The following is a 13,035-nucleotide window of genomic DNA, read 5'->3' as shown; positions in this document are numbered from 1 at the left end:
AGATCCGAAGGCAACGGTTCGCGTGAAATCAATTGAGTCCGGCTCAACGACAGCAACTCACCCTTGAAGCCCAGCCGCAACGGTTCCGACGACGAAATCCATCGGTGTGTAGTCATCATTAAACAAAACCACCTTGTACATCGGCGGAGCCTGTAAAGCAGGCTTGGCCTCCTGAACAGCAATGCCTGCGGAATCGTCGTCGTGTTCCTCCGGGCGATCATTCTGGAGAGTCGGGCGATCCTGATTGAATGTTAGTCGAATCTGGCTGATTGCATGCATGGAAAGAAAGGTTCGTCAGTTGTGCGAATACAGTGGTGGGGGCGGCCATGGTCGATTTCAACTCCGACCGCCCGGTCACCTTGACTATCGGGAAAACGGTGTTACAACCAATAGAGCCCACAGTGGGTAAAAAAGGTCCGCGGAGTCAACCTTATTTATGGAGGCTGGCTGCGGATGTACTGGATGATACTCCAGTGATGGAGTCTGTTGCAGAGGGATATGAGCATGGCAGTCGGCAAGGTGAAATGGTTCAACAACGCCAAGGGATTCGGTTTCATTAACACCGACGCCAGAGAAGGTCGTGACGAGGATGGCAAGGAAATCGATTTCTTTGCCCACTATTCCGCCATTGATATGGACGGATACAAGACCATCAAAGCCGGTCAGATCGTAAATTTCGAGATCGTCCAGGGGCCAAAGGGGTTGCACGCGGTAAAAATTACGGCTGCTGTAACCGAGAATGAACAGACGGCGCCTGTAACGCACCAGGAAAAAGTGTCGAGCTGACGCAAGCTTTCATCCAGTCATGAAAAAACCGCCCGAGGGCGGTTTTTTTTGTGCCGGTGCGCTTACATGTGCGGCTTACATATGAGAGATAAGCGCATCACCGAAGCCGGAAGAAGACACCAGTTTGGCGCCGTCCATCAGGCGTTCGAAGTCATAGGTCACGGTCTTGGCGGAAATCGCGCCGTTGGTGCCTTTGATAATCAGGTCGGCCGCTTCGGTCCAGCCCATATGACGCAGCATCATCTCGGCGGAAAGGATCAGCGAACCCGGGTTGACCTGGTCCTTGCCGGCGTATTTCGGCGCGGTGCCGTGGGTTGCTTCGAACATCGCGATGGTGTCGGACAGGTTCGCACCTGGCGCGATACCGATACCACCCACTTCGGCCGCCAGGGCGTCGGAGAGGTAGTCGCCGTTCAGGTTCAGGGTCGCGATCACATCGTATTCGGCCGGGCGCAACAGGATCTGCTGGAGCATGGCGTCAGCGATGGCATCCTTGACGATGACATTCTTGCCGGTTTTCGGGTTTTTGAACTGCATCCACGGGCCGCCGTCGAGCAGGGTCGCGCCGAATTCTTCAGCGGCCACTTCGTAGGCCCACTCCTTGAAGGCACCTTCGGTGAACTTCATGATGTTGCCTTTGTGCACGATGGTCAGCGAGTCGCGATCGTTGTCGACCACATACTGCAACGCCTTGCGTGCCAGACGCTTGGTGCCCTGTAGCGAAACCGGCTTGACGCCGATGCCGCAGTTCTCGTCGAAACGGATCTTGGTGACGCCCATTTCTTCTTTAAGGAACTTGATGATTTTGGTGGCTTCCGGCGAACCGGCCTTCCATTCGATGCCGGCGTAGATGTCTTCCGAGTTCTCACGGAAGATCGTCATGTCGACGTCACCTGGCTTCTTGACCGGGCTCGGTACACCTTCGAACCAGCGTACCGGACGCAGGCACACATACAGGTCGAGCTGCTGACGCAAGGCCACGTTCAGGGAACGGATGCCGCCGCCGACCGGAGTGGTCAGCGGGCCCTTGATGGAAACCACGTAGTCCTTGACCGCGTCCAGGGTTTCCTGAGGCAGCCAGGTATCCTGATCGTAAACCTGAGTCGCTTTCTCCCCGGCGTAGACTTCCATCCAGGAAATTTTGCGATCGCCGCCGTAAGCCTTCTTCACAGCAGCATCGACAACCTTGATCATGACCGGGCTGATATCAACGCCGATGCCATCGCCTTCAATGAAGGGAATGATCGGATTGTTAGGAACATTGAGAGAATGGTCCGCGTTGACGGTGATTTTTTCGCCAACGGCTGGAACCTGAATCTTCTTGTATCCCATGCTGAACTCCATTGTTTGGATTGAACATCTGGCTTCGTTCGAGCGTACCCCAGTTAAATCGGCGCGCAAACCCTATGTTCCGCCCATCTGCTGCAAAGCTACGCAGTTCATGTTCTACAAGCCTGAAAGCAAAGGGAAAAGCGCCAAACTCAAGCACGGCCAACGACTCTACGCTCCGCACTCCCCTGCGACCTTTAGACCAATGGACGATAAACGTTGCGTATGAACCATCGGCAGATTGCCAGCTACCTATGTATAATGCCGCCCGCTGACCACAGAGTCACAGAGGCCGACCTCTCTAGCACGAGACTTCGGACCTGAAAAAGCAGGACTGTTACCGCAGTCCACCCGCTTGCCGCTCGACTGATGCACCCAACATCACCGCGCACAAACCTCGACATTCGGCTCATGGATGACTTTGAACGAACGCGCTTACCCGGCGCCCCTCGAGTTTCTGCGCACGCTTTAGCATAGAAGAGAGAGTTAATCCGAATATGCCCACCCGCTCGAAGATCATCTATACCTTCACCGACGAAGCCCCAGCCCTCGCCACCTATTCACTGTTGCCTATCGTAGAGGCTTTCACCGCCTCGGCTGATATCGCCGTTGAAACCCGCGATATCTCTCTTGCAGGGCGCATTCTGGCCAGCTTCCCCGAGCAATTGGGTGACAAAGCCGTAGCCGACCACCTCGCCGAACTGGGCGACCTGGCCGTTACACCTGAAGCCAACATCATCAAGCTGCCGAACATCAGCGCTTCGGTCCCGCAACTGCAAGCCGCGATCAAAGAGCTGCAAGCCCAGGGCTTCGCGCTGCCGGACTACCCGGAAACCGTGACCAGCGACGCCGACAAAGAAGCCAAGTCGCGCTACGACAAGATCAAGGGCAGCGCCGTGAACCCGGTACTGCGTGAAGGCAACTCCGATCGTCGCGCGCCGCTGTCGGTCAAGAACTACGCTCGCAAGCACCCGCACAAAATGGGCGCCTGGGCTGCGGACTCCAAGTCCCACGTCGCGCACATGAGCACCGGCGATTTCTACGGCAGCGAAAAAGCCGCCCTGATCGACGCCGCTGACGCCGTTAAAATCGAACTGATCGCTCAAGACGGCACCACCACCGTCCTGAAGGAAAAAACCACCGTACAAGCCGGTGAGATCCTCGATTGCGCGGTCATGAGCAAAAACGCGCTGCGCAGCTTCATCGCCGCCGAAATCGAAGACGCCAAGGCCAAAGGCGTGCTGCTGTCGGTTCACCTCAAAGCCACCATGATGAAGGTCTCCGACCCGATCATGTTCGGCCAGATCGTTGCCGAGTTCTATAAAGACGCACTGGCCAAGCACGCTGACGTGCTGGCCCAGATCGGCTTTAACCTGAACAACGGCATCGGCGACCTGTACGCTCGCATCAAAGCCTTGCCGGCCGAGCAGCAAGCACAGATCGAAGCAGACATTCAGGCGGTCTACGCCGTTCGTCCGTCGCTGGCCATGGTCAACTCCGACAAAGGCATCACCAACCTGCACGTGCCGAGCGACGTCATCGTCGACGCCTCGATGCCGGCCATGATTCGTGACTCCGGCAAAATGTGGGGCACCGACGGTCAACTGCACGACACCAAGGCTGTAATCCCGGATCGCTGCTACGCGACCATCTACCAAGCCGTCATCGAAGACTGCAAGGTAAATGGCGCTTTCGATCCAACCACCATGGGCAGCGTGCCAAACGTCGGCCTGATGGCGAAAAAAGCCGAAGAGTACGGCTCGCACGACAAGACTTTCCAGATCAAGCGCGACGGCGTTGTCCGCGTTACCGACAGCAAAGGTGCCTTGCTGCTGGAGCAGTCGGTTGAAGCCGGCGACATCTTCCGCATGTGCCAGACCAAGGACGCACCGATCCAGGACTGGGTCAAACTGGCCGTTAACCGTGCCCGTGCCAGCGCCACCCCGGCGATCTTCTGGCTGGACCCGATGCGCGCTCACGATGGCGTAGTGATCGAGAAAGTTCAGGCTTACCTGAAGGATCACGACACGTCCGGCCTGGACATCCGCATCATGTCGCCAGTCGACGCGATGGCATTCACCCTGGGTCGCACCCGCGAAGGCAAGGACACCATTTCGGTGACCGGCAACGTACTGCGCGATTACCTGACTGACCTGTTCCCGATCATGGAACTGGGCACCAGCGCCAAGATGCTGTCGATCGTACCGCTGATGAACGGCGGCGGCCTGTTCGAAACCGGCGCTGGCGGCTCGGCCCCCAAGCATGTTCAGCAACTGCTGGAAGAAAACTTCCTGCGCTGGGATTCGCTGGGGGAATTCCTTGCCCTGGCCGCCTCCCTTGAGCATTTGGGTGTGACGTACAACAACCCTAAAGCGCTGGTGCTGGCCAAAACCCTGGATCAGGCCACTGGCCAGTTCCTGGACAACAACAAGTCGCCATCGCGCAAAGTCGGCAACATCGACAACCGCGGCAGCCACTTCTACCTGGCGCTGTACTGGGCTCAAGCCCTGGCGGCCCAGACTGAAGACGCTGCACTGCAAGCGCAGTTTGGTCAGTTGGCCAAAACCCTGACCGAGAACGAAGCGACCATCGTCGCCGAGCTCAACGCCGTTCAGGGCAAGCCAGTGGACATCGGCGGTTACTACCACGCCAATGCCGAGCTGATCAGCAAGGCCATGCGCCCGAGCAATACCTTCAACGCCGCGATTGCTGCGCTGGTTTAAGGTTGTAAGGGAACACCACAAACCCCGGCCTCGTGCCGGGGTTTGTGTTTCTGAAGACCACACAAAACACCTGTGGGAGCGGGCTTGCTCGCGAATGCGGTTTATCATTCAACACTTTTATTGACTGACCCACCGCATTCGCGAGCAAGCCCGCTCCCACAGGGACCGTGTTTCACTATTCAGAAATTGAGGAAGGCTAATGGACTGGAAACCCCACATCACCGTCGCCACCATCGTCGAAGACAATGGCCGCTTTCTGATGGTCGAAGAACTCAAGGGCGGACGCGCGGTACTCAACCAGCCCGCCGGCCATCTCGACCCCGATGAAACGCTGATCGACGCCGCTGTGCGCGAAACCCTCGAAGAAACCGGCTGGGACGTCGAACCGACCGGCATCGTCGGCATTTACCTCTATACCGCTCCGAGCAACGGCGTGACTTACCAACGGGTTTGCTTCATTGCAAAACCGCTGAAACATCATCCTGACTATCAACTGGACGACGGCATCATCGGCGCCAAGTGGCTGACACGCGACGAATTAATGGCACAACGCGCAAACTGGCGCAGTGAGCTGATCATCCGCTGCATCGATGATTATCTGGCAGGCTTACACTTCAGCCTCGAACTGATCCGCCCTTCTCTTTAGCCTTGTGGGCTTCGGCCTGCTAGAATCGCGTCCTTTTTCAAGACACTCATTGAATCCCTATGCGTGATCCAGCCCCTTCTGACACACAAAAGAAGCGCGTCATTGTCGGCATGTCCGGCGGCGTGGACTCTTCCGTTTCCGCTCTCCTGCTGATCGAGCAGGGTTACGAGGTGGAAGGCCTGTTCATGAAGAACTGGGAAGAAGACGATGGAACGGAATACTGCACTGCCATGGATGACCTGGCAGACGCTCAGGCTGTGTGCGACAAGATTGGCATCAAGCTGCACACCGCCAACTTCGCCGCCGAATACTGGGATAACGTGTTCGAGCATTTCCTGGCCGAATACAAGGCCGGTCGCACGCCGAACCCGGACATCCTGTGCAACCGCGAGATCAAGTTCAAGGCGTTCCTCGACTACGCCATGATGCTTGGCGCCGACCTGATCGCCACCGGCCATTACGTGCGCCGCCGCGACGTCGATGGCCGCACCGAGCTGCTCAAGGGCCTGGATCCGAACAAGGACCAGAGTTACTTCCTGCACGCCGTCGGCGGCGAACAGATCGCCAAGACCCTGTTCCCGGTCGGCGAGCTGGAAAAACCCGAAGTGCGCGCGATTGCCGAGAAACACGAGCTGGCCACCGCGAAGAAAAAGGACTCCACCGGGATCTGCTTTATCGGCGAACGCCGCTTCAGCGACTTCCTCAAGCAATACCTGCCGGCCCAGCCAGGCGAGATCAAGACCACCGAAGGCGAAGTCATCGGCCGCCACCACGGCTTGATGTACCACACCATCGGCCAGCGTCAGGGCTTGGGCATCGGCGGCTTGAAAGACGCCGGCGACGAGCCGTGGTACGTCTTGATCAAAGACCTGGAGCACAACGAGCTGATCGTTGGCCAGGGCAATGACCATCCTTATCTGTTTTCGCGCGCCCTGCTCGCCTCGGACATTTACTGGGTCAACCCGATTGATTTGACCGAGCCGCGCAAGCTGACCGCCAAAGTGCGTTATCGCCAGAGCGATCAGCCGTGCACGCTGGAAAAAACCGCTACCGGTTATCGCGCGACCTTCGACGACCCGCAACGCGCAGTCACCCCCGGTCAATCAGTGGTCTTCTATGACGGTGAAATCTGCCTCGGCGGCGGTGTGATCGAGATCGCAGAGCCGTGGAGCAGCAAGGCATGACCCCCACTCAGGAACAACTGACGGCGCTGGGCGGCGTGTTTCTCGCCGCCGTCCTTGTCGACAAGATTGCCAAGACCGGCCAGACCAGCGAAGCCGGCCTGACCTGCATGCTTGGCAGCCTGCTGATTCGCGACCCCAAGGACACCCTGGAAGTCTACGGCGGCGACGATATCAACCTGCGCGAAGGCTATCGCGCACTGGTTGGCGCCCTGGAGCGCGATCCGAGCGCCCTGCAACGCGAGCCGTTGCGTTATGCGCTGGCCATGCTGGGCCTGGAGCGTCAACTGGCCAAGCGCGAGGACATGCTCGAGGTGATCGGCAAGCGCCTGCCGCAGATTCAGTCCCAGGTTGAACACTTCGGCCCGGCGCACGAAAACGTCATTGCCGCGTGCGGTGCGTTGTATCAGGACACGCTGAGCACCTTGCGCCAGCGGATTCAGGTCCATGGCGACATGCGCAACCTGCAGCAACCGAGCAACGCCTCGAAAATCCGCGCCCTGTTATTGGCCGGGATTCGTTCGGCGCGCCTGTGGCGGCAGTTAGGCGGTCATCGCTGGCAACTGGTGATCAGCCGACGCAAGTTATTGAATGAGCTGTACCCGCTGATGCGCAACAGCTGAACCGCGCCCGCAAGACCTTTTGTAATCTGTAACGCGTAATACGCTGGTCAGTTGGCAACGGACCGGCGGATTTTTTCATGTATGATACGCGCCCCATTTCGTTGCCCGACTGTCCGAGAACACCCCATGCAGCTTTCTTCGCTCACTGCGGTTTCCCCTGTTGACGGCCGCTACGCCGGCAAAACCCAGGCCCTGCGCCCAATTTTCAGCGAATACGGCCTGATCCGTGCTCGCGTTCTGGTTGAAGTGCGCTGGCTCCAGCGCCTGGCCGCTCACCCGGGCATCAGCGAAGTGCCGGCGTTCTCCGCCGAAGCCAACGCGGTGCTGAACACCCTGGCGGACAATTTCGCGCTGGAGCACGCCGAGCGTGTCAAAGAGATCGAGCGCACCACCAACCACGACGTCAAGGCCATCGAATACCTGCTCAAAGAGCAAGCGGCCAAGTTACCGGAACTGGCCAAGGTCAGCGAGTTCATCCACTTTGCCTGCACCAGCGAGGACATCAACAACCTGTCCCACGCCCTGATGCTGCGTGAAGGCCGTGATGACGTGATGCTGCCACTGATGCGCCAGACCGCCGAAGCCATCCGCGAACTGGCGATCCGTTTCGCTGACGTGCCGATGCTGTCGCGTACCCACGGTCAACCGGCGTCGCCGACCACCCTGGGCAAGGAACTGGCGAACGTGGTTTACCGTCTGGAGCGTCAAATCGCCCAGGTCGCTGCCGTTCCGCTGCTGGGCAAGATCAACGGCGCTGTCGGCAACTACAACGCACACCTGTCGGCCTACCCGGAAATCGATTGGGAAGAAAACGCCCGCGCCTTCATCGAAGACGAGCTGGGCCTGGGCTTCAACCCGTACACCACGCAGATCGAACCGCACGACTACATCGCCGAGCTGTTCGACGCGATCGCCCGCTTCAACACCATCCTGATCGACTTCGACCGCGACATCTGGGGCTATATCTCCCTGGGTTATTTCAAGCAGCGCACCATCGCTGGCGAAATCGGTTCGTCGACCATGCCGCACAAGGTCAACCCGATCGACTTCGAAAACTCCGAAGGCAACCTGGGCATCGCCAACGCGCTGTTCCAGCACCTGGCGAGCAAGTTGCCGATTTCCCGCTGGCAGCGCGACCTGACCGACTCCACCGTCCTGCGCAACCTCGGTGTCGGTTTCGCCCACAGCGTGATCGCGTACGAAGCCAGCCTCAAAGGCATCAGCAAACTGGAGCTCAATGCGCAGAAAATCGCTGCTGACCTGGACGCGTGCTGGGAAGTATTGGCCGAGCCAATCCAGACCGTAATGCGCCGCTACAACATCGAAAACCCGTACGAGAAGCTGAAAGAATTGACGCGCGGCAAGGGCATCAGCCCAGAAGCGCTGCAAACTTTCATCGACGGCCTGGACATGCCAGCCGCCGCCAAGGCCGAGCTGAAATTGCTGACCCCGGCGAACTACATCGGCAACGCTGTGGAGCAAGCCAAACGCATCTGATCGACCGCTTGACCCTTTTGAGACGCCCGGCAGCGCCGGGCGTTTTTATTCCCGTCTGAAAAGTGCATTTTTTCAATAGGTTACACATGAATCCTGATATTCCTCTGCAACTTCTGGGCGGCATCACGGCGCGCGAATTCCTGCGTGACTACTGGCAGAAAAAACCGCTGCTGATCCGCCAGGCGATCCCTGATTTCGAAAGCCCGATCGATCCAGACGAACTGGCCGGCCTGGCGCTTGAAGAAGAAGTTGAATCGCGCCTGGTGATCGAGCACGGCGAGCGTCCTTGGGAATTGCGCCGCGGCCCGTTCGCCGAAGACGAATTCAGCAAACTGCCGGAAACCGAGTGGACCCTGCTGGTGCAAGCGGTCGACCAGTTCGTGCCGGAAGTCAGTGAACTGCTGGAAAACTTCCGCTTCCTGCCGAGCTGGCGCGTCGACGACGTGATGATCAGCTTCGCCGCGCCGGGTGGCAGCGTTGGCCCGCACTTCGATAACTACGACGTGTTCCTGCTGCAAGGTCACGGCAAGCGCAACTGGAAAATCGGCCAGATGTGCGATTCCGAGAGCAAGCTGCTGCCGCACGCGGACCTGCGCATCCTCGCCGACTTCGAAGCCACCGATGAGTGGGTTCTGGAGCCGGGTGACATGCTCTACCTGCCACCGCGCCTGGCCCATTGCGGCGTCGCGATCGATGACTGCATGACCTACTCGGTCGGCTTCCGCGCCCCGAGCGCCTCGGAAGTGCTGACTCACTTCACTGACTTCCTCAGCCAGTTCCTGACCGACGAAGAGCGCTACACCGATGCTGACGCGCTACCGGCGGTCGATCCGCATCAGATTCAGCACGACGCCCTTGATCGTCTGAAAGCCTTGCTGGCCGAGCACATGAGCGACGAGCGCCTGTTGCTGACCTGGTTCGGCCAGTACATGACCGAGCCGCGCTACCCGGAACTGGTCGCCGGCCCGGAAGAAGTCGAAGAAGAAGACTTCCTCGCCAGCCTCGAACAGGGCGCCGTGCTGATCCGCAACCCGAGCGCGCGCATGGCCTGGTCCGAAGTCGATGACGACCTGCTGCTGTTCGCCAGCGGCCAGAGCCGTTACCTGCCGGGCAAACTGCGCGAGCTGTTGAAGCTGATCTGCGCCGCCGACGCCCTGCACACCGATAATCTCGGTGACTGGCTGAGCGACGAAGACGGTCGCGGCCTGTTGTGCGAGCTGGTCAAGCAAGGCAGCCTGGGGTTTGCAGATGAATAAAATCCACGTTCGTGTCGCAGACTGGCAAAAGGATATCGCCGAGATCCGGCGCATTCGTGAGACGGTGTTCATCGCCGAGCAGTCCGTTCCACCTGAACTGGAATGGGATGCCGACGACGCGACAGCGGTGCATTTTCTGGCCTTTGAAGGCGACTTTCCGATTGGCACCGCACGCCTGTTGCCCGACGGGCATATCGGCCGGGTATCGGTGCTCAAAGACTGGCGCGGCTTGAAAGTCGGCGATGCGCTGATGCAAGCGGTGATCGGTGAAGCCGAAAAACGCGGCCTGAAACAACAGATGCTGAGCGCGCAAGTGCAAGCCACGGCGTTCTATGAGCGACTGGGCTTCAGCATGGTCAGTGAGGAATTCCTGGAAGCCGGGATTCCGCATGTGGACATGGTGCGTCACTCCGCTTGAAACCTTGTGGTGAGGGGCCTGCCCCCTCACCACAAAGGCCCGCGAGAACACTACAGAACGCCTCGCCATTTTCGGATGCCGGGGCGTTTTGCTGTCTACGATTCAACTTGCCTGACCACGGGCCGACAAACTGGCAATATCAAGCCTTTTGAAAGCGGAGATAACGGACATGTCCCTACGCACCCTGCTCACCACGCTGCTGCTGAGCTGCAGTTTTTCGGCCCTTGCTGCCACCGAGATCGTGACCCTGAATTACCGCACCAGCGCGGATATGCTGCCCATGGCGCAGGATTTTATCGGCAAGGAAGGACAAGTCAGCGCCTACGGCAACCACCTGATCGTCAACGCCGATCAGCGCAAGATCGACGAACTTAAAGCCCTGATCAGCCAACTCGACGTCGCCGCCAAGCGCTTGCTGATCACCGTCGACACCAATGAAAACAACTTCCAGGGCGATCAGGGTTACTCAGTCAACGGCGCCAAACCGAACCAGACCCGCATCATTAATCGCAGCACTGACAGCCGCGACGGCGGCATCCAGCAGATTCAGGCCAGCGAAGGCGCGCCGGCGCTGATTCAGGTCGGGCAAAGCGTGCCGCTGACCAGTTCGCAGACCGATGGCTATGGCGATCTGCGCAGCCAGACCGAATATCGCAACGTCACCCAGGGTTTCTACGTCACGGCCAGCGTCACCGGCGACATCGTCCATCTGTCGATCAGTACCAACCGTGACCGCATGAGCCAGGAACGTCCCGATGTAGTGAACGTGCAAAGCACCGACACAACGGTCACGGGTCGCCTGGGCGAATGGATCACTCTGGCCGGCGTGAACCGCGAGACTCAAGCCGACAAACAGGGCCTGACCCGCAGCTACTCGACCCAGGGCCGCGACGACATGACCTTGCGGGTGAAAGTCGATGCTTTGGACTAAACCTCCAAAAACTGACTGATTAGTCGTATTAGACCAAAGATGTAGTGCTCGAAAAAAAGCACTACAAAACGTTTGACGATCGAAAAAAGCAAAGGCATGATGGCCTCGCTCCCGCTAATCAGGGGCCCTGGCAAGGGCCTTCGAAGCGATGCTCGTATCTACCCCGCGAGCCGTTTCGTGTCTGTACCGCCCACAAGGTGTGTTTGACGAGGTTGCCGACTGGAACGAAGTTGTCCCGAGGGACGGAAGCGTATTTAGGTAAACCCGGCATCACACTGAAGTTCGTATAGAGGCCCACGACGCCCGAATCCGCTCGCCAGTTCGCCCTTACCTGCTCACTTCCCCTCGAGCCTGTCGTTCATCCTGTCGCCTCCCCCGCCGAACCCGACTTGACCACCTAAGCTTCTGGTCAGCGAGCGCATGAAATCTCCACCCAAGAACGACTTTCATACAAGACGCGACGAGGTTTATCTCCATGGCACTGACACGCGAACAGCAAATTGCAGCCCTTGAAAAAGACTGGGCTGAAAACCCGCGCTGGAAAGGCGTGACACGCGCTTACTCCGCTGCTGACGTCGTCCGTCTGCGTGGCTCGGTTCAACCTGAGCACACCTTTGCAAAACTGGGCGCCGAGAAGCTCTGGAACCTGGTCACTCAGGGTGCCAAGCCGTCCTTCCGTCCTGATAAAGATTTCGTCAACTGCATGGGCGCCCTGACCGGCGGCCAGGCTGTGCAACAAGTCAAAGCCGGGATCCAGGCGATCTACCTGTCGGGCTGGCAGGTTGCTGCGGACAACAACTCCGCCGAATCGATGTACCCGGACCAGTCGCTGTACCCGGTGGACTCGGTTCCTACCGTGGTCAAGCGCATCAACAACTCGTTCCGTCGTGCCGACCAGATCCAGTGGAAAGCTGGCAAAGGCCCGGGCGATGAAGGCTACATCGATTACTTCGCGCCAATCGTGGCTGACGCTGAAGCCGGTTTCGGCGGCGTACTGAACGCTTACGAGCTGATGAAGAGCATGATCGAAGCAGGCGCCGCCGGCGTTCACTTCGAAGACCAACTGGCTTCCGTGAAAAAATGCGGCCACATGGGCGGCAAGGTACTGGTTCCTACCCAGGAAGCTGTACAGAAGCTGACCGCTGCCCGTCTGGCAGCTGACGTAGCCGGCACGCCGACCATCATCCTGGCCCGTACCGATGCTAACGCCGCTGACCTGCTGACTTCCGATTGCGACCCGTACGACCAGCCGTTCGTGACTGGCGAACGTACCCAGGAAGGCTTCTACAAAGTGCGCGCCGGTCTGGACCAGGCCATCGCTCGCGGCCTGGCTTACGCTCCGTACGCCGACCTGATCTGGTGCGAAACCGCCAAGCCAGACCTGGACGAGGCTCGTCGCTTCGCTGAAGCGATCAGAAAGGAATACCCGGACCAGCTCCTGTCGTACAACTGCTCGCCTTCCTTCAACTGGAAGAAAAACCTGGACGACGCGACCATCGCCAAGTTCCAGCGCGAACTGTCCGCCATGGGTTACTACCAGCGCGAACTGCCCTGGCCGGCATTCACAACATGTGTCCACTCACTAAAGTCTCGGTCATCATCGTCATGCGGCCACCCCTTCTCCGTCCCCTGTCAGGCTCTTGTA

The 13,035-nt window shown here is 58.8% G+C and carries 10 protein-coding genes and 2 pseudogenes; 10 read left to right on the top strand and 2 right to left on the bottom strand.

The window, feature by feature from the left end:
- Positions 1 to 87 precede the first annotated feature (87 nt).
- A pseudogene (locus ACQKP4_RS26780) lies at positions 88 to 279 on the bottom strand (ATP-dependent Clp protease adaptor ClpS); the annotation flags it as partial.
- A 225-nt stretch (positions 280 to 504) separates the two neighbouring features.
- Between ACQKP4_RS26780 and ACQKP4_RS26775 the strand changes: the two are divergent.
- Positions 505 to 786: a cold shock domain-containing protein gene (locus ACQKP4_RS26775; protein WP_427636974.1), complete on the top strand. Its 282-nt coding sequence runs from the start codon at positions 505 to 507 to the stop codon at positions 784 to 786.
- A gap of 75 nt (positions 787 to 861) precedes the next feature.
- Here ACQKP4_RS26775 and icd read toward each other — a convergent pair whose 3' ends face one another.
- Positions 862 to 2,118, bottom strand: a complete 1,257-nt coding sequence (icd, locus tag ACQKP4_RS26770; RefSeq protein ID WP_427636973.1) for an NADP-dependent isocitrate dehydrogenase — start codon at positions 2,116 to 2,118, stop codon at positions 862 to 864.
- Between the two features lie 494 nt (positions 2,119 to 2,612).
- On the opposite strand from icd, the gene ACQKP4_RS26765 reads away from it, so the two are divergent.
- The 9 genes and pseudogenes from ACQKP4_RS26765 to aceA all read left to right on the top strand — a co-directional run.
- Positions 2,613 to 4,838, top strand: coding sequence for an NADP-dependent isocitrate dehydrogenase (locus ACQKP4_RS26765; protein WP_427636971.1), 2,226 nt, complete (start codon positions 2,613 to 2,615; stop codon positions 4,836 to 4,838).
- Between the two features lie 199 nt (positions 4,839 to 5,037).
- On the top strand, positions 5,038 to 5,484 hold the full coding sequence (locus tag ACQKP4_RS26760) for an NUDIX hydrolase (protein WP_427636970.1): 447 nt from the start codon (positions 5,038 to 5,040) through the stop codon (positions 5,482 to 5,484).
- Between the two features lie 59 nt (positions 5,485 to 5,543).
- Complete coding sequence (mnmA, locus tag ACQKP4_RS26755) at positions 5,544 to 6,668, top strand: tRNA 2-thiouridine(34) synthase MnmA (protein WP_427636968.1); 1,125 nt, start codon at positions 5,544 to 5,546, stop codon at positions 6,666 to 6,668.
- Positions 6,665 to 7,288, top strand: coding sequence for a high frequency lysogenization protein HflD (hflD, locus tag ACQKP4_RS26750; protein WP_427636966.1), 624 nt, complete (start codon positions 6,665 to 6,667; stop codon positions 7,286 to 7,288). The genes mnmA and hflD overlap by 4 nt, the downstream gene beginning before the upstream one ends.
- Before the next feature lie 126 nt (positions 7,289 to 7,414).
- On the top strand, positions 7,415 to 8,785 hold the full coding sequence (gene purB, locus ACQKP4_RS26745) for an adenylosuccinate lyase (protein WP_090185637.1): 1,371 nt from the start codon (positions 7,415 to 7,417) through the stop codon (positions 8,783 to 8,785).
- Between the two features lie 86 nt (positions 8,786 to 8,871).
- Entirely contained in the window at positions 8,872 to 10,041 is a 1,170-nt protein-coding gene (locus ACQKP4_RS26740) for a JmjC domain-containing protein (protein WP_427636965.1), read from the top strand.
- On the top strand, positions 10,034 to 10,459 hold the full coding sequence (locus ACQKP4_RS26735; RefSeq protein WP_046032487.1) for a GNAT family N-acetyltransferase: 426 nt from the start codon (positions 10,034 to 10,036) through the stop codon (positions 10,457 to 10,459). Before ACQKP4_RS26740 ends, ACQKP4_RS26735 begins: the two co-directional genes overlap by 8 nt.
- Before the next feature lie 169 nt (positions 10,460 to 10,628).
- Positions 10,629 to 11,390: a secretin N-terminal domain-containing protein gene (locus tag ACQKP4_RS26730; protein ID WP_427636964.1), complete on the top strand. Its 762-nt coding sequence runs from the start codon at positions 10,629 to 10,631 to the stop codon at positions 11,388 to 11,390.
- 475 nt (positions 11,391 to 11,865) lie between these two features.
- Positions 11,866 to 12,962: pseudogene (gene aceA, locus ACQKP4_RS26725) on the top strand (isocitrate lyase); the annotation flags it as partial.
- Between the last annotated feature and the right edge of the window lie 73 nt (positions 12,963 to 13,035).

Source organism: Pseudomonas sp. NPDC086278 (assembly GCF_050280905.1).
Lineage (GTDB): Bacteria > Pseudomonadota > Gammaproteobacteria > Pseudomonadales > Pseudomonadaceae > Aquipseudomonas.
This window is presented reverse-complemented; position numbering and strand designations above follow the sequence as displayed.